Below are 16615 nucleotides of genomic sequence, written 5' to 3' on the forward strand. Positions count from 1 at the left end.
GCTCTCCTTGCGATTCCATAGTCATACAGGCCTGTCCATGCCCTGCGGCCAACCGGGACCGCACGCAAGCATGGCTTCACGGCAGCGAGATCGGTAGAATTGCGCCCCCACTACCTACACCCTGCCCGCCAGCGACAACGCCAGCCAAACTCGAGGTGCATTATGTCCGACAACAAGTCCGGTAAAGTCGGTTTCATCAGCCTGGGATGCCCCAAGGCACTGGTGGACTCTGAACGCATTCTCACCCAGCTGCGCACCGAAGGCTACGAGGTCAGCCCCAGCTATGACGATGCTGACGTGGTGGTAGTGAATACCTGCGGCTTCATTGATGATGCCAAGGCAGAATCGCTGGACGCCATTGGTGAGGCCCTGAATGAGAACGGCAAGGTAATTGTCACCGGCTGCATGGGCGTGGAAGAGGATACCATTCGCAAGGTACACCCCTCGGTCCTCTCGGTAAGCGGTCCCCAGCAGTACGAGCAGGTGGTCAGTGCGGTTCACGAAGTGATCCCGCCCAGCCAGAACCATGACCCCTTCCTGGATCTGGTACCGCCCCAGGGGATCAAGCTGACCCCGCGCCACTATGCTTATTTGAAGATCTCAGAAGGCTGTAACCACAAGTGCAGTTTCTGCATCATCCCGTCCATGCGCGGCAAGCTGGACTCACGCCCTATTGGCGACGTGCTCGATGAGGCTGATCGTCTGGTCAAGGCCGGAGTGCAGGAATTGCTGGTAATCAGTCAGGACACCAGCGCCTATGGAGTTGATCGAAAGTACCAGACCGGTTTCTGGCAGGGTATGCCGGTGAAAACCCGCATGCTGGAAATGTGTCAGGCTCTGGGTCAGATGGGGGCCTGGGTTCGCCTGCACTACGTGTACCCTTACCCCCACGTGGACGACATCATCCCGATGATGGCCGAAGGCCACATCCTGCCCTACCTGGATATTCCCTTTCAGCATGCCAGCCCGTCGGTACTGAAAAACATGAAGCGCCCTGCCCATTCTGAAAACACCCTGGAGCGGATCAAACGCTGGCGTGAGATCTGCCCGGACATCACCCTGCGCAGCACCTTTATCACCGGCTTCCCGGGGGAGACCGATGATGATTTCGAAATGCTGCTGGACTGGCTGGAAGAAGCGCAGCTGGACCGGGTTGGCTGTTTCACCTACTCACCGGTGGACGGTGCACCGGCCAACGCCCTGCCCGACCCGGTGGATCCGGATATTGCTGAAGAGCGCCGCGAACGATTCATGAATGTGCAGGCCCGTATCAGCGCCGACAAGCTGCAGAAGAAGATTGGCAAGACCCTGGAAGTGCTGGTGGACGAAGTGGACGAGGAAGGCGCCATTGCCCGCTCCAAGGCCGACGCCCCGGAAATCGATGGTCTGGTGTACCTGAATGGCGAAACCGACCTGAAACCGGGACAGCGTCTGCAAGTCACCATCGAACATGCTGACGAGCATGACCTGTGGGGCACCCCGGTACCGGGTAACGTCTAAGGCGTGAACGACCAGCCTCTCAAAGGGGCCTTGCTGCTGGTACTGGGTGAAGGCCTGCTGGCGGTCATGGCCGCCATGATCAAGACGCTTTCCGATCACCTCGACACCGAGGTGATCGTGTTTGCCCGTAATCTGTTCGGGCTTATGTTCCTGTTACCCATCATCATGCATCGCGGCGGCTTTGGTCAGCTAAAGACCCGCAACCTGCATTTGCATCTGATCCGCGCCTTTACCGGCGTCTCCGCCATGTTCTGCTTCTTCTACACCATTGGCCATATTGCCCTTGCTGAAGCCGTACTGGTGAAAATGACGGTTCCCTTCTTCCTGCCGGTGGTTGGCTGGTTATGGCTCAAGGAAACCATCCGCACCCGTACCTGGATTGCGATTCTGGTGGGCTTTGTCGGTGTGGCCATCATCATGCGCGCCGACAGCGGCAACATCGATCCGGTCATGTGGGTGGCGCTGGCCGGTGCCGCCATCATGAGTGTGGCCAAGGTAAGCATCCGTCGCATGGCGGTCAGCGAGCCGGCCCCCCGTGTGGTGTTCTATTTTGCCCTTTTTGCCACACTGTTCTCCGCCCTTCCCCTCTTATGGGTAACCACCGTTCCCGCAGGCAGTGACTACCTGTGGCTCATGGGCATTGGGCTGGTAGCAACCGGTGGCCAGTTTGCCCTTACCAATGCCTATCAGATGGCCAGCCCCGGTCAGGTGGGCGTCTATAACTATTCTGCGGTGGTCTGGGCGGCCCTGCTGGGCTGGTTATTCTGGGGAGAAACCCTGGTGATCACCACGGTACTGGGCACTCTGTTGATTGTTGCCGCCGGGGTGTGGAATCTAAGGGCGAAATCAGGGTAATGTTGTTGGCTGATTAGTCAGACAACATTGCCTTGTGGCTGTACTGCTGACGATACACCCCCCGTACACAAGAATGTTGCACACACTTATGGATCGAGTACTGCACATGAAGTTCTTGCCGCGCACGTCCCTGGCGCCCTTTGTTTTCATTTTGCTTGCGTTACTTTCCGGTTGTGATGACGCCGCCATGCGGGTCTACGACATGGGCCTGGATCTGGAAAAATCCCGCGCCGGTTTAACGGCTCAGCAATTACAGACCGAAGATGGTATCGAGTGGCACGTACTCCGGTCCGAAGGAGAGATCGACAAGCCGGTGGTGCTGCTGATTCATGGTTTTGGTGGTGATGCGGGCAACTGGTTGCGTTTTGTCAGCGAGCTCAAGGATGATTTTTATTTTGTGGTTCCTGACCTGCCCGGCCATGGTCAAACCACCCGGGACATTACGCTCAATTATCGCATGGCGGCTCAGTCCCTGCGCTTGCTCAAGCTGATGGATGCACTGGACATCAGCACATTTCATGCCGCCGGTAACTCCATGGGAGGAGCCATTACCCTTGACCTGGCCCGACGGGCTCCTCAACGTGTCATGTCCATGGGACTGATCGATTCCGCCGGACTGACTCGCCAGACCCCGGAGTTTCGTGCCTTGATGGACGATACTGAAACCAATCCGTTGATCCCGCGCACTGCAGACGACTTCACTACCACGCTGGAATGGGCCATGGAAAAGCCGCCCTACATGCCCGAGTTCTTTATCGACATCATGGGGCAGAAGAAGGCAGATAATTCCGCCGTGGCACACACCATATTCGAACAACTGGGCAGCGACCCCGGGATGAACCTGGAAGGCACCGGGAAACTCGCAGGTATCAGCACGCCGGCACTGGTGGTCTGGGGACAAAAAGATCGCTTGCTGGGACTGGATAATGTGAAAGTGTTTCTGGAAGAGCTACCGAATGCCCGTTCTGCAATTCTCGACGACATCGGCCATGTTCCCATGGCCGAGGCACCGGACAAGACCGCCGACCTGTTCCGCACCTTCTGGCTCGAAACCGGTTACCAGTAATCTGGCAGGACAGTAACCGATTGTGTAGGTGCTTATATCCTTGGGGGTATGCCTGCGCGCGAAGTGCGTCTTCATTGAGGAAGAAGCGGTCGTTTGCAGGCAAGTTATTCGCTTCGCTAACCCTTCGGCCGTTACTTCGCTCCGCTACGTTCCTACATCAAGATCGACATTCCGTTTCGCTCGCCAATCCAGGCTCCCCGTCTACCCCCCTATTATCCTTAATTAGTCTGCAGGAGCTGACGCTACCAGCGGCCGCTGCTCCGGAGGGGTCCAGTCAAAGGGAACATCGTAGCTCATCAGGAATCCCCCCAGCGTAATCAGCACCCGGGAAATGCCGATATAGGAATCCGGAATGGAAATACGCTCTTCACGGAATCGCTCCATCAATTCGCCCATGGCCGCCACCGGCCCCTGCTGCCGCATACGATCGGTCAGCACAAACAAGGCCAGCGCCTTTAGCGTTTCAGGTGAGCCGCCGCGGAACCCGGCCTGGACAAAGAGCTCGCCGATATCCACCGCGCCTTCAAAACCCATCAAGCCATACAGCAGCCGGGAATAACGACGTACCTCATCAGGGGTGAGAATGCCGATGGCGCCAAAATCGAGAATCACCACCTGACCCTCGCTATTGACCAGGAAATTACCGGGATGCGGGTCAGCCTGATATACCCCGAAGCGAGTAACTTGCTGCAGGTAGCTGGTCAGCAATACACCGAGAAGATCCGCGGCCTGGTCACGGTGCTCATCGAGATAGTCACGCAAGCGGGTTTCTCCTTCCCAGCTGGTAACCAGGATACGCTCGTTACACAAGGGCTCGACCAGTTCAGGGATACGGATGCGCGGATGATGCTGGAGCCGGGAAAAGCGACGCATGTTGGCCGCTTCATTACGGAAATCAAGTTCGATGGCGGTCATGGTCAGCAGCTGTTCGAAGGCCTGGCGCAGATCGAATTCCCGGAATCGTGGTGCAGCCAACGCCGAGAGGGCACGAAACACACGGGCATCCTGCTCGAACAGTCTTTTCACTTTGGGAAGTCGCACCTTGATAGCCACTTCTCTGCCATCTTTCATTCTGGCACGATGCACCTGGGCAATGGACGCCACCGCGACCGGCTGCTCCTGCACCCAAACAAACTGCTCGCGCCAATCCTTTCCCCAGGCACGGGAAAGCACCTTTGCCACAGCAGAAAATGGCACAGGCTGGGCATCGTTCTGCAGCTCCTGAAAGGCCTCGATATACTCCCGCGGCAACACATCCGGTCGGCAGCTGAAAAACTGCGCCGCCTTGACCCAGAAGCCCCCGTTGCGGCGGCACAGCCGGGTAAGAATACGGGCACCACGCTGATGGGTTGCCTGCAGGTCACCCAGAGAGCCGGCCGCATAAAGTGCTGCCAGCTGGCTCATAGCCGCCATGGCTCGCAGATAGCGACTCCTTCCAGCCGCAAGCCCGGTGAGGCCGATAACACTTTCTTTTAGCATTCTTGTTCAATCCACCCGCATGGCGCAGCAAAACCCATTATGCATAACCGTCAATTCGCTTTCCGGACTTGAATCGCACCGGCCTTGACCGTACTGTTTCATGCTTTACAAGGCAGTGAGCAATTATGTCAGCATCAGGGGTAGTTATAAGGGCTGGAGAGCCACATACCATTCGCACCCGTGGCATTACCCTGTTGCGCTCCGGCCACAAGGAAATCCGGCGCCTCAAACGGGCCAACCACACCCCGTCTATCCATGGTAACAAGGTGTGGAATTCCAGTTTCCTGATCATGGATCATCTCACCCGCCAGAAGATGACTGCCGACCAGCACCTGCTGGACATCGGCTGTGGCTGGGGGCCGCTATCGGTCTTTGCCGCCAAACGCTTCGGTTGCCAGGTCACCGCCGTTGATGCCGATGAAGATGTATTCCCCTACCTGGACCTGCATGCACAGATCAACAAGGTCGACATCGAACAGAAAGTCCTGCGCTTCGAGAAGCTCACCCAGAAGATGCTGGGCAAGGTGGACATCATGGCCGGTGCAGATATCTGCTTCTGGGATGAGCTCACCCCGGTACTCTATAACCTGATTCGCCGCGCCCTGCGTGCCGGCGTCCAGGAAATCATTATCGCTGATCCGGGCCGCAGTCCCTTTTATGCCCTGGCGGAGAAATGTGAACAGGCCGGACTGGACTCGCGCGTCGTGGAACGACGCACCAAGACCCCCAAAAATCTCTGCGCCGATCTACTCATCATCAACAATTGAAATCGGCGCCAACGCCACCATGTTGTTTTCATCGAGTTCGGATGCGACATCATGACAGACGATACACAGAACACAGACCAGATTCCGCAGGGCAACCTCGCCCTGCCCGATCAGCTAAAACCCCAGCGCATTTACCTGATCCCGGTGCGTTACCGCCCCTTTATGCCCGGACTGGTACAGCCCGTCATGCTCGACAAGGACACCTGGACACAGACACTGGAGCGGGTCAGCCAGACCCCGCATCAGTCGCTGGGGCTTGTCTACATTGGCGACAAGGATCCGGATACCGTGGACGCGGAGGACTTTCCCGAATACGGCTGCCTGGTGAAGGTGCACGCACTCAACGAAGAAAACGATCACTTTCAGCTGGTGGCTCAAGGGGCCGCCCGCTTCCACGTGGAAGGCTGGTTGAATCGAAAACGCCCTTTCATGGCGGAAGTGAGTTACCCGGAACCCGAGCGTGAATCTGACGAAACCATCCGTGCCTATGGCATGGCCATCATCAACACCATCAAGGAATTGCTGCCGCTCAACCCCCTGTACAACGAGGGGCTGCGTCACTACCTGCAGAACTTCTCGCCCACCGAACCGTCACCGCTGACCGACTTTGCCGCGGCTCTGACCAGTGCCAGCGGCGATGAACTGCAGGCCATTCTGGAAACCGTGCCACTACGGCCGCGAATGGAGAAGGTCCTGACGCTGGTCAAGAAAGAGCTGGAAGTGGCCCGGCTGCAAAGCGAGATCACCGAAGAGGTGAACGAGAAGGTCAGCAAACATCAGCGGGAGTTTTTCCTGCGTGAGCAGCTGCGCATCATTCAGCGAGAGCTGGGCCTCAGCAAAGACGACAAGACAGCGGAGGCGGATGAATTCCGTGAGCGCATGGCGAGCTTGTCTCCCCCGGATGCGGTGGTGAAACGCTTCGAGGACGAACTGCACAAGCTGTCAGTACTGGAGACCGGCTCTCCTGAATACGGTGTGACACGCAATTACCTCGACTGGCTCACCAGCGTTCCGTGGGGGCAATACAGCGACGACAATCTCGACCTGAAACACGCCAAGACGGTGCTGGAACAACATCACAGCGGTCTGGATGACGTCAAGGATCGCATCATCGAGTTTCTTGCAGTGGGCGCACTGCGTGGCGAGGTGAAAGGATCCATCATTCTGCTGGTGGGCCCGCCCGGGGTGGGCAAAACCAGTATCGGCAAGTCCATCGCTGAAGCATTGGGGCGCAAGTTCTACCGTTTCAGTCTGGGCGGGATGCGTGATGAAGCCGAGATCAAGGGGCACCGACGCACTTATATCGGAGCCATGCCCGGCAAGCTGGTGCAATCGCTCAAGGAAGCCGGCACCGCCAACCCGGTGATCATGCTCGACGAGATCGACAAGTTGGGGCAGTCCTTTCAGGGCGACCCGGCATCAGCATTGCTGGAAGTGCTGGACCCGGAACAGAACCAGGATTTTCTCGATCACTATCTGGACGAGCGCATGGATCTCAGCCATGCCCTGTTTGTCTGTACCGCCAATACCCTGGACAGCATCCCCGGCCCCTTGCTGGACCGGATGGAAGTGATTCGGCTGTCCGGGTATATCACAGAAGAAAAAGTGCAGATCGCCCGCCAGCATTTGTGGCCACGGGCACTACAACTTGCCGGGGTGAAAGCGTCCCAGCTCAAGATCAGTGACAGCGCCTTGCGTCAGTTGGTCGAGGGCTATGCCCGTGAAGCGGGAGTGCGCAATCTGGAAAAACAGCTCAACAAGATTATCCGCAAGGCCGCGGTACGTCTGCTGGGCGGGGAGAAGAAGCTGAGCATCAGCGGCAAGAATCTGAGCGACTTTCTCGGCCAGCCCTATTTCCAGACAGAGAAGACCCAACGTGGCATCGGCGTGGTCACCGGCCTTGCCTGGACCAGCATGGGAGGTGCCACTCTGTCCGTGGAAGCCAGCCTGGTACACAGTCGCCAACGGGGCTTCAAACTCACCGGCCAACTCGGTGATGTAATGAAGGAATCAGCGGAAATTGCCTATAGCTACGTGGCCAGCCACCTCAAGGATTACGGATTAGCTGAAGATGTACTGGATAATGCCTTTATCCATTTGCATGTACCAGAAGGCGCCACCCCCAAAGATGGTCCCAGTGCCGGCGTGACCATGGCCACAGCCCTGCTGTCACTGCTGCTGAAAAAGCGCCTGCCGCGCAAGGTGGCCATGACTGGCGAATTGACCCTCACCGGCCAGGTGCTGGCGGTGGGAGGAATTCGCGAAAAGGTGATTGCCGCCCGCCGCGTGGGTATCCGGGAAGTGATTCTGCCGGATGCCTGTCAGCGTGACTTCGATGAACTGCCGGCCTATCTGAAGGAAGGCCTGACCATCCACTTTGCCAGCCAGTACAGCGATGTCTTCTCCCTCCTCTGGGGCTGATGCCGACAAGGCAGAAAACGCCTCCTACTACATCGTGCCCACCTGCCATGAGCGGGTGGGCATTCTGTATCAGGACGCCGATATTCTGCTGATCAACAAGCCTGCATACCTGTTGAGCGTGCCCGGCCGGGCTCCCGAGAACAAGGACTGCGCCATCACCAGGCTGCAGCAACAATTCGCGGATATCCGCCTGGTGCATCGTCTGGATCTGGATACCTCGGGGATCATGGTATTTGCCCTCAGTCAGCAGGGGCAAAGCAAGCTCAGCCGGCTGTTTCAGCTACGCACAGTGAAGAAGCGTTATCAGGCAGTGGTGCAGGGTCTGGTGGAACAGGACAGCGGCAGCATCGAATTGCCGTTGATTGCTGACTGGCCGAACCGGCCACTGCAGAAGGTATGTTACGAAACGGGCAAGCATGCACTGACCCACTATGAAGTGCTGGAACGGGACGAGGAACACAACCGCACCCGCGTCGCCTTGAGTCCGGTCACCGGCCGCAGCCATCAACTCCGTATCCACTGCCGCGAACTGGGCCACCCCATCATCGGCTGCGACATGTACGCCCCAACGGAAGTGGAAGCCCTCAGCCCCCGCCTCCTGCTGCACGCCGAATGGCTCGCCTTCAACCACCCCGTCACTGGCCTGTGGAACGAATTCACCTCCCCCTGCCCGTTTTAGAAACATTCTTGAAGTTTTCGAGGCTCAAAACTCGTTACTGGCGTCTCTGGAATCCATACCTCGCCAAGGCTCGGATCGCTTGCAGGCAAGTTATTCGCTACGCTCACCCCTTCGGGGCCGCACTACGTGCGTTACTCCACTGCGCTACGTTCCTACAGCAACGATGTAGCTGTTTTTGATTTTTGGTTTTTGGTTTTAGCTATTAACTATTCACTGTTAACTATTAACTGTTCTTATTCCCACTCTTCCCCATAATCATGCAACAACTCCTCGCCGGCCTTGATCTTTTTCAGAGCCACCACGGTGAGATCTTCGTAGTAAGCCACGTTGGGTTTCTTGCCGTGGTTGATGAACTTCAGGTCACACTGGACCTGGTATTTTTCCTTTCCCTCATCATCAATCCACAGCACATGTGGGCCATCGCCCTTGGTGCGGCGTGCCTTGCACAGGCCCAGCTCCGTGCCCTTGGCAATGGGTTGAGCGGCAAACAGACCGCGACCATGGAGCGTGCTTTCTCGCACCTCCACCAGATCATCACGCAAGTACGGTTTTGGCATGGCTATCCGTGTTCCTGATTGTTGTCGCTCTGGCATTTTGCCAGAGAATGTCACAGTCTTTCAGCTATTGATGACAACACGACAGGGACAGTGCCTTGAACATAATGCATACCGGCAAAGACCTGCTGCGCATGAACGAACTGGCCGCCATCCTGTTTCGCTATGGCTTTGCCGATGTGATTCGCCGCCTGGGACTGGCGACCCCCATTGAGCAAGCCGGCAAACTGGTTCGCAGCCCGGTCAAGGGGGACATGCTGCGGATGGGAACGGCGGAACGTCTCCGCCACGCCATGGAAGAGATGGGGCCCACCTATGTGAAGCTCGGACAGGTGCTGGCCACCCGTGTCGATCTTTTCCCGATGGACTGGATCCATGAATTCGAGAAGCTGCAGGATCAGGCCTCGCCGCTGCCCTTCGAGGAACTCAGCCCCTTGATTGAAGCCTCTCTTGGCAAACCTATCGACAGCCTGTTTGCCCGCATTGATCCCGAGCCCATTGGCGTCGCATCCATTGGCCAGGTGCATAGCGCCCTGACCCGCCGCGGCCAGAAAGTGGTACTGAAGATCCAGAAGCCCGGTATCCGCGACAAGATCGAATCGGATCTGCGCCTGCTCGATCAATTGGCCAAGATTGCCTCGGACAATTCGGTGGAACTGCGCCGATACCGCCCGGTGGAACTGGTACGGGAATTCCGTCGTTCCCTGTTGCGGGAACTGGATTTCACCATCGAAGCACGTAATGCCGACCGCATTCGCAAGAACATGCGCGCCCTGAAATGGCTGACCATCCCCCGGGTCCACTGGGATCTGTCTTCTTCCACTGTGCAGGTGCAGGATCTGGTGCAGGGAATTCCTGCCCGCGCTGTTCAACAGCTTGAGCAAGCCGGACTCGATCGTGAGCTGGTGGCCCGCCGCGGCGCTCTCGCCGCCTGGAAGATGGTGCTGGAAGACGGCTTCTTCCACGCCGACCCACACCCGGGCAATTTCATCATCCTGAGCGGCAATCGTATTGCCATGCTGGATTTCGGTATGGTCGGCAAGCTCAGCCACAGTCGCCGGGAACAAATTCTGCAGCTGACCCGATCCGTGGTCATGCGGGAAGCGGAGCAATGCGCCGGGGTGCTGGCCAACTGGTCCGACGGACAACCGATCAAATTCGAACAATTGGTGTCTGATGTAGAAGACGTGATCAGCCAGTACCATGGCGTGTCACTGGCCCAGCTGGATATCACCGCTCTGCTGGCGGATGTAACCGCCATGGTGCGCAATCACAATCTGGTGCTGCCCAGCGATATTGCCTTGCTGATCAAGGCCATCATTACCCTTGAGGGATTTGGTCGCCTGCTCAACCCGGATTTCGATCTGATGACCGAGGCGGAACCGTTGCTCAAGCGCATGATCCGCACTCGCTACTCACCGGTGCGATTGGCCAAGAGCCTCAGCCTGCGTGCGCTGGATGTGGTGGACAAGGTCTATGCCCCGCCGCCGGTGCCCGGCCAGGGCCCTAACCAGGACAGCGGTATCGACCCCCGCCACCTGGAGAGGCTGGTCACCAGACTGGAGCGAGGACAGTATCGGCAGGTTCAGGCACTGATAGTACTTGCAGGCTTTATCGGCGGCAGTATCCTGTTGGCCGGCAAGGTAGCCCCCGCCCCCTGGGGCGTCTCGGTACTGGGGCTACTGGTATTTCTGGGCAGTGCTGGCTGGGCCAGCTGGCTGATGTTTATTTCCCGGCGTTTCCTGAGGGAGTGGGAGTAATTGATGAAACTACAGAGCAAGATCCTGATCACCGTACTGGCAGGCAGCCTGGCGGCCTGTGCCACTTCACCACTGGGCCGCAACCAGTTTCTACTGATGCCGGAAGATCAGATGAGCGAGATGGGCGCCACCGCCTATGCACAGATCAAGCAGGAAACCCCGGTCAGCAAGGATCAGGGCCAGATCAACTATGTGCTTTGCGTCGCCAACGCCATTACCTCCAGTCTGCCGGAAAAACAGCCCTGGGAAGTGAATCTGTTCCAGGATGACGCTGCCAACGCCTTTGCCCTGCCCGGCGGCAAGATCGGGGTGAATACCGGCCTGCTGAAGGTCGCCAGGAACCAGTCGCAACTGGCCACAGTCATCGGCCACGAAATTGGTCATGTTCAGGCTCACCACTCCAATGAGCGGATGTCTCTGGAATATGCCACCCAGAATGGCCTCGGCCTGTTGGGCGCCATCGCTGGCCAGGATACCGCCGTAAAACAGGGTATCTTCGCTGCCATGGGCCTGGGTGCCGAATATGGTGTCGCCCTGCCCTTCAGCCGCAAGCATGAGGCCGAAGCGGATATCATCGGCCTTCAATTGATGGCTAACGCCGGATTCGATCCGCGCGAAAGCATCAACCTGTGGATCAACATGGCAGCCTCCAACGGCGGCGAACCGCCGGAATTCATGTCCACCCACCCTTCCAACGAAACCCGCATCAACGGTCTTCAGTCCAAACTGCCGGAAGTGATGCCGCTGTATAACAAGGCAAAGGCAGCCGGGCGCAACCCGAATTGCGGCTGAGAAATCTCAAGCTGCAACGCGGGAAAGGCCAAGCAAGACTGAAACGTATTACCCGCGCATGGTCCAAAACAAAAAAACCGCGCCCGTGAGGGTGCGGTTTTTTTGTAGCTTGTAGCTTGTAGCTTGTAGCTTGTAGCTTGTAGCTTGTAGCTTGTAGCTTGTAGCTTGTAGCTGTCAGCTGTAATAGGCGTTGTCCGTCACGGTGTGGTCGGTCTTGTCACGAACACCGGTGAGCTCGGGAATGCGCTCTTTCAGGGTCTTTTCCACCCCGTCGCGCAGGGTCACATCCACCACGGAGCAGCCCTGACAGCCGCCGCCAAACTCCAGCACCGCAACCATGTCATCGGTCAGTTCCAACAGTTGCACACTGCCACCATGGCTGGCCAGGTTCGGGTTGATTTCGGCGTACAGCACGTAATTGATCTTTTCCTCGATGGAAGCATCTTCGCTGATATCCGGCACCCGGGATTTGGGCGCGCGGAAGGTCAGTTGCCCACCCATGCTGTCCTTCTTGTAGTCAATCACCGCGTCTTCAAGGTATCGAACGCTCTTTCCCTCGATCCAGGCATGGAAGCCTTCGTAGTCAATGCGAACGTCAGCGTCTTCCTGTTCACCATCCGGGCAGTAGGCCATGCAGCATTCGGCATGGGGTGTGCCGGGACGCTCGACAAAAATACGCACGCCGATACCGTCCTGATCCTGCTTGCCGAGCAAATCACGCAGGTATTCCTGGGCGGGTTCGGTAATATCGATCAACTGCTCTGCCATTACGGTTCCTGATCCGGGTTTGTGACCGTCAGGCAGCGGAGTGCCTGCGGGACTATCCTGACTATTTTAGTCAGGTACTCAGCAGTTGCAAACCTTCCACCCGTGCAAATTATGCCCCGGAGGTCCCTGGCACTGTCAGACTGAAACATGAAGGCGTACAATGACCCCATCATATTTTCCATTCACCCATCCAGGTGTTGGCAGTAACCCACGGGACAGCAATGACGGAACATAGCGACAGCAACAAGCAGGGCAAGCCTTCGCTGCTGCAAACCATCCAGAGCATTCTGGCGGCCCTGTTCGGCGTTCAAAGCGGCAAGAACCGCGAGCGGGACTTCACCAAAGGTGATGCGGGCAATTACATCGGTGTTTACGTGGTCCTGGTGATTGGTCTGGTGGTTGGAATGATCATTACCGTCAACATGGTTCTGGATGCCGCGGCCAAATAATCAGACCTGCACAATCCAGTTGATGGACGCCCACCGCGCGCCTGATTGAGAAGAGCCAGCCCCACTCCTGTCAGTTCTCCAGATCCGCATGCCCTCTCCAGGAATCCACTTTACAATTGGCACGCAACCAATTGTTTTTATTTGGCTTCACTAAAAATTAACGCTCTGACCTGGAGCGGTATATCCGGGTTCATAAGTCAGACAAAGGCTGCCTTTTTTAAGACCCTAAAAGTTATAGAGATATGCCAAGATATTTCTTTTAACTATAAGGGCGCTTTGCTAGAGTGCCGCTCTGCCTGTATAAGGCACTCCTTTCCTTTTGAATTCTCAAGCATTAAGGACGGTGATACGGTCCCATGTACGTATATCAGGAGCACGATCAGCAATTGCTGGAAGAACGGGTGGCGCAGTATCGCGACCAGACCCGCCGTTACCTTGCCGGTGAACTGAGCGAAGACGAGTTTCTCGCTCTGCGCCTGCAGAATGGTCTCTATGTTCAACGCTATGCGCCCATGATGCGCATCGCCGTGCCCTACGGCCTGCTGTCCAGCACCCAGCTGCGCCGCCTGGCTCGTATCACCCGCACCTATGACAAGGGCTTCTGCCATGTCAGCACCCGTCAGAATATCCAGTTGAACTGGCCTGCACTGGAAGATGTGCCGGACATCCTGGCTGAACTGGCCGAAGTGCAGATGCATGGCATCCAGACCAGTGGTAACTGTATCCGCAACACCACCACTGACGAACTGGCAGGGGTCAATCCCGAAGAGATTGAAGATCCGCGCCCCTGGTGTGAGATTATTCGCCAGTGGTCCACCTTCAACCCGGAATTCGCCTATCTGCCGCGCAAATTCAAGATTGCCGTGAACGCCGTACCCGGCGCTGATCCGGCCATCATTGGCGTGCATGATATCGGTGTGCAAGTGGTTCACAACGATGCCGGCGAAACCGGCTTCGAAGTCTGGGCGGGTGGCGGTCTGGGCCGCACCCCCATGACCGGTGCGGTGATCGGTGAATTCGTACCCTGGCAGCACCTGCTTTCCTATCTGGAAGCAATCCTGCGTGTTTACAACAAGTACGGTAATCGCGACAACAAGTACAAGGCCCGCATCAAGATCCTGGTGAAAGCCCTGGGTGCAGACAAGTATCGCGAACTGGTCGAGCAGGAGTTTGCCGAGCTGAAAGATGGCCCGATGACCCTCACTGAAGCTGAGGTTCAACGCATCCAGCAGTGCTTTACCGGCCAGCCCTATCGCACCGATGTGGACAGCAGCGAGCTGCAAGCCCGTCTGGCCGACAACAAGGCCTTTAGCCGCTGGTATCACACCAATACCCACGCCCATAAACAGGCGGGCTATCGTGCCGTCACCCTGACCCTGAAGAAAACTTCCCGGGTACCAGGCGACATTACCCACGAGCAGCTGGATGCGGTAGCTGACCTGGCCGACACATACAGCTTTGGCGAGGTTCGAAACAGCCACCAGCAGAACATGGTGCTGGCGGATGTGGCCGACAGCGATCTGTTCACCCTGTGGCAGAAGCTGGATGCTCTGGGCTTCGCTACTCCGAATCTGGGTCTGCTCACCGACATGGTCTGCTGCCCCGGTGGCGACCTTTGCGCCCTGGCCAACGCCAAGTCGATCCCCATCGCGGAAGCCATCCAACATCGCTTCTCTGATCTGGATTACCTGCACGATCTGGGCACCCTTGACCTGAACATTTCCGGCTGCATGAACGCCTGTGGCCACCACCACATTGGTCACATCGGCATTCTTGGCGTGGACAAAAAAGGCAAGGAATTCTACCAGGTCACTCTCGGCGGCCGTGGCGACAAGTTCACCCGCGTGGGCGAAAAGCTCGGTCCGTCCTTCGAGGCAGATGAAATTACCGACGTAGTAGCAAAGATCATTGATCTCTACGTGGAAAAGCGCCACGAGAACGAACCCTTTATCGATACCTACGAACGCATTGGAATGGACACGTTCAAGGAGCGCATCTATGGCTAAGGTAATTGTTGATGGTGCCATCGTGGACAACCAGTGGCAGCGTCTGGATAACGACACTCTGGAAAGCGGCCTGCCGGAAGGCAAGGTGTTGGTGCCCCTCGCCTACTGGCAGGAAAACCGTGACAACCTGCTGGCCCGTGGCGATGTGGCCGTGTGGCTGGCACCGGGTGAAGAGCCCCGTGACCTGGAAGATGATCTCGAGCAGTTTACCCTGATCGCTATCCACTTCCCGGCGTTCAAGGATGGCCGCGGCTATTCCTATGCCCGCGAGCTGCGCACCCGCTACAACTTCAAGGGTGAGATTCGCGCCACCGGTGATGTGCTGCGTGACCAGCTGTTCTATCTGCAGCGCTGCGGCTTCAATGCCTTTGAAGTACGCACAGACCGCTGCATCGAAGATGCACTGGCCGGGCTGCGCGACTTCAGCGTGACCTATCAGGGCGATGCGGCCGATCCACGACCGATCTATCGTCGCGCCTGATCCGCCACGCCCCCTGCTCCACGAAACGCCGCTGGTTTTGTTCTAGAACCAGCGGCGTTTTCGCATCCAGATCATCACTCCGATAGCAATCAGGGTCATCACGCCACAGAACCACCAGAAAGCCTGCTCATTCTCAACGCCCGGCAGGCCGCCCACATTGATGCCGAAAAGGCCGGTCAGGAAGCCCAGCGGCAGGAACAGGGCGGAAATAATCGCCAGTAGATACATACGATCGTTGATCGCTTCGTTCTGTACCGCAAACACCTCTTCCTGCAACAGGGTCGCGTGTTCACGGGCCGCATCCAGATCCTCTACCAGCCTCAGCAGACGGTCAGTGGCCTCGCGGATCTGGATGACATCCAGCTCACCGAACAGTCGGTCGCTTTGCAGTTTCATCAGCGCTTCCCGTTGCGGGGTGAGATACCGGCGAAGGGTGATGGCGCGACGCCGCAACAGGCCAAGCTGAGAGGTTAGTGAGGCGGTAGGCGAGGCATCCAGTTGCTCAGCACAGTGCTCCACCTCGGTTTCCAGATTCTCTATCACGTCTTCCATGCGCCAGGTCAACTCATCCACCAGCCCGGCCACCAGCGCGGTTGCCGTCGTTGGGCCCTCCCCGGCTTCCAGCTGGGCTTCCTCGGTTTCCACTGACACCAGGGTACGCTTCTGGGTGCTGATAACGCCGTTAGGGCCCAGCCACAGACGCAGGGCAATCATGTCTTCAGGCCGGGCTCCGGGCTGCAGGTTCACCCCGCGCAAATACACCAGCAGACCACCCGACACTTCAGAGGCACGCGGCCGCGTTTCTGTGGCGGTCAGAGCTTCTATCACTCGTTCAGGGACAACATTGTCGCGCATCCATTGAGCGCTCTGTGGCTGCGTGTAATCAAGATGGACCCAATAAGTGCGATCGGCCTGCAGCACATGGTCTGCGCCGAAACGGTCGCAGCCGCCCTTGCCATCCAGGTAGCAGCCAATCTTGAGCCAGTGGTCCTTGTCCATTCACAGTCCTTGTCAGGCAGAGAGTAGTTCCCGAATAGT

At 57.4% G+C, this 16615-nt stretch carries 15 protein-coding genes; 11 read left to right on the top strand and 4 right to left on the bottom strand.

Annotation, left to right across the window (positions count from 1 at the left end):
* The first annotated feature begins 162 nt into the window (after positions 1-162).
* From rimO to MWU49_RS02670, 3 genes are all read left to right on the top strand, one after another.
* The gene (gene rimO / locus MWU49_RS02660; RefSeq protein WP_246967744.1) at positions 163-1500 is read left to right on the top strand and encodes a 30S ribosomal protein S12 methylthiotransferase RimO; all 1338 of its coding nucleotides are present in this window, start codon (positions 163-165) and stop codon (positions 1498-1500) included.
* Positions 1501-1503: 3 nt separating this feature from the next.
* Positions 1504-2355, top strand: a complete 852-nt coding sequence (locus MWU49_RS02665; RefSeq protein WP_246967747.1) for an EamA family transporter — start codon at positions 1504-1506, stop codon at positions 2353-2355.
* Between the two features lie 106 nt (positions 2356-2461).
* The gene (locus tag MWU49_RS02670; RefSeq protein ID WP_246967749.1) at positions 2462-3421 is read left to right on the top strand and encodes an alpha/beta fold hydrolase; all 960 of its coding nucleotides are present in this window, start codon (positions 2462-2464) and stop codon (positions 3419-3421) included.
* A gap of 222 nt (positions 3422-3643) precedes the next feature.
* On the opposite strand, the gene MWU49_RS02675 is transcribed toward MWU49_RS02670, so the two are convergent.
* The gene (locus MWU49_RS02675) at positions 3644-4900 is read right to left on the bottom strand and encodes an AarF/ABC1/UbiB kinase family protein (protein WP_246967751.1); all 1257 of its coding nucleotides are present in this window, start codon (positions 4898-4900) and stop codon (positions 3644-3646) included.
* Between the two features lie 125 nt (positions 4901-5025).
* Here MWU49_RS02675 and MWU49_RS02680 point away from each other — a divergent pair, with 125 nt between their 5' ends.
* From MWU49_RS02680 to MWU49_RS02690, 3 genes are read left to right on the top strand one after another with little or no spacing between them, the layout of a single operon-like run.
* Positions 5026-5667 (top strand): class I SAM-dependent methyltransferase, encoded by a 642-nt coding sequence (locus MWU49_RS02680; RefSeq protein ID WP_246967753.1) that lies wholly within the window; start codon positions 5026-5028, stop codon positions 5665-5667.
* Between the two features lie 51 nt (positions 5668-5718).
* A complete protein-coding gene (gene lon, locus MWU49_RS02685) occupies positions 5719-8088 on the top strand; it encodes an endopeptidase La (RefSeq protein ID WP_246967755.1) in 2370 nt (789 codons plus the stop codon).
* Entirely contained in the window at positions 8063-8767 is a 705-nt protein-coding gene (locus MWU49_RS02690; RefSeq protein ID WP_246967757.1) for a pseudouridine synthase, read from the top strand. The genes lon and MWU49_RS02690 overlap by 26 nt, the downstream gene beginning before the upstream one ends.
* 233 nt (positions 8768-9000) lie before the next feature.
* Here MWU49_RS02690 and MWU49_RS02695 read toward each other — a convergent pair whose 3' ends face one another.
* Positions 9001-9324 carry an SET domain-containing protein gene (locus MWU49_RS02695; RefSeq protein ID WP_246967760.1) on the bottom strand — a complete coding sequence of 108 codons (324 nt, stop codon included), beginning with the start codon at positions 9322-9324 and terminating at the stop codon, positions 9001-9003.
* Between the two features lie 104 nt (positions 9325-9428).
* Here MWU49_RS02695 and MWU49_RS02700 point away from each other — a divergent pair, with 104 nt between their 5' ends.
* Together MWU49_RS02700 and MWU49_RS02705 are read left to right on the top strand one after the other, a co-directional pair.
* A complete protein-coding gene (locus tag MWU49_RS02700; protein ID WP_246968072.1) occupies positions 9429-11081 on the top strand; it encodes an AarF/UbiB family protein in 1653 nt (550 codons plus the stop codon).
* A gap of 3 nt (positions 11082-11084) precedes the next feature.
* Positions 11085-11873, top strand: a complete 789-nt coding sequence (locus MWU49_RS02705; RefSeq protein WP_246967762.1) for a M48 family metallopeptidase — start codon at positions 11085-11087, stop codon at positions 11871-11873.
* A gap of 174 nt (positions 11874-12047) precedes the next feature.
* Here the strand turns inward: MWU49_RS02705 and nfuA are convergent, their stop codons facing one another.
* Positions 12048-12641: a Fe-S biogenesis protein NfuA gene (gene nfuA, locus MWU49_RS02710; protein ID WP_246967764.1), complete on the bottom strand. Its 594-nt coding sequence runs from the start codon at positions 12639-12641 to the stop codon at positions 12048-12050.
* A 221-nt stretch (positions 12642-12862) separates the two neighbouring features.
* On the opposite strand from nfuA, the gene MWU49_RS02715 reads away from it, so the two are divergent.
* The 3 genes from MWU49_RS02715 (at position 12863) to MWU49_RS02725 (ending at position 15577) form a co-directional block, all read left to right on the top strand.
* On the top strand, positions 12863-13090 hold the full coding sequence (locus tag MWU49_RS02715) for a DUF2970 domain-containing protein (protein WP_246967766.1): 228 nt from the start codon (positions 12863-12865) through the stop codon (positions 13088-13090).
* A gap of 356 nt (positions 13091-13446) precedes the next feature.
* Positions 13447-15096 (top strand): nitrite/sulfite reductase, encoded by a 1650-nt coding sequence (locus tag MWU49_RS02720; protein ID WP_246967768.1) that lies wholly within the window; start codon positions 13447-13449, stop codon positions 15094-15096.
* Positions 15089-15577 (top strand): DUF934 domain-containing protein, encoded by a 489-nt coding sequence (locus MWU49_RS02725; protein ID WP_246967770.1) that lies wholly within the window; start codon positions 15089-15091, stop codon positions 15575-15577. The genes MWU49_RS02720 and MWU49_RS02725 overlap by 8 nt, the downstream gene beginning before the upstream one ends.
* Before the next feature lie 42 nt (positions 15578-15619).
* On the opposite strand, the gene MWU49_RS02730 is transcribed toward MWU49_RS02725, so the two are convergent.
* Positions 15620-16576, bottom strand: coding sequence for a zinc transporter ZntB (locus MWU49_RS02730; RefSeq protein WP_246967772.1), 957 nt, complete (start codon positions 16574-16576; stop codon positions 15620-15622).
* Positions 16577-16615 lie beyond the last annotated feature (39 nt).

The sequence above is a fragment of the Alcanivorax sp. S6407 genome (assembly GCF_023016115.1).
Lineage (GTDB): Bacteria > Pseudomonadota > Gammaproteobacteria > Pseudomonadales > Alcanivoracaceae > Alcanivorax.

What these genes read in the sequence shown, in the direction of transcription:
- MWU49_RS02720 (WP_246967768.1), top strand. Translation starts at nt 13,447, where the DNA reads ATGTACGTATATCAGGAGCACGATCAGCAATTGCTGGAAGAACGGGTG.
- MWU49_RS02690 (WP_246967757.1), top strand. Translation starts at nt 8,063, where the DNA reads ATGTCTTCTCCCTCCTCTGGGGCTGATGCCGACAAGGCAGAAAACGCC.
- MWU49_RS02725 (WP_246967770.1), top strand. Translation starts at nt 15,089, where the DNA reads ATGGCTAAGGTAATTGTTGATGGTGCCATCGTGGACAACCAGTGGCAG.
- MWU49_RS02700 (WP_246968072.1), top strand. Translation starts at nt 9,429, where the DNA reads ATGCATACCGGCAAAGACCTGCTGCGCATGAACGAACTGGCCGCCATC.
- MWU49_RS02715 (WP_246967766.1), top strand. Translation starts at nt 12,863, where the DNA reads ATGACGGAACATAGCGACAGCAACAAGCAGGGCAAGCCTTCGCTGCTG.
- MWU49_RS02670 (WP_246967749.1), top strand. Translation starts at nt 2,462, where the DNA reads ATGAAGTTCTTGCCGCGCACGTCCCTGGCGCCCTTTGTTTTCATTTTG.
- MWU49_RS02695 (WP_246967760.1), bottom strand. Translation starts at nt 9,324, where the DNA reads ATGCCAAAACCGTACTTGCGTGATGATCTGGTGGAGGTGCGAGAAAGC.
- MWU49_RS02680 (WP_246967753.1), top strand. Translation starts at nt 5,026, where the DNA reads ATGTCAGCATCAGGGGTAGTTATAAGGGCTGGAGAGCCACATACCATT.
- rimO (WP_246967744.1), top strand. Translation starts at nt 163, where the DNA reads ATGTCCGACAACAAGTCCGGTAAAGTCGGTTTCATCAGCCTGGGATGC.
- MWU49_RS02705 (WP_246967762.1), top strand. Translation starts at nt 11,085, where the DNA reads ATGAAACTACAGAGCAAGATCCTGATCACCGTACTGGCAGGCAGCCTG.
- lon (WP_246967755.1), top strand. Translation starts at nt 5,719, where the DNA reads ATGACAGACGATACACAGAACACAGACCAGATTCCGCAGGGCAACCTC.
- nfuA (WP_246967764.1), bottom strand. Translation starts at nt 12,641, where the DNA reads ATGGCAGAGCAGTTGATCGATATTACCGAACCCGCCCAGGAATACCTG.
- MWU49_RS02675 (WP_246967751.1), bottom strand. Translation starts at nt 4,900, where the DNA reads ATGCTAAAAGAAAGTGTTATCGGCCTCACCGGGCTTGCGGCTGGAAGG.
- MWU49_RS02730 (WP_246967772.1), bottom strand. Translation starts at nt 16,576, where the DNA reads ATGGACAAGGACCACTGGCTCAAGATTGGCTGCTACCTGGATGGCAAG.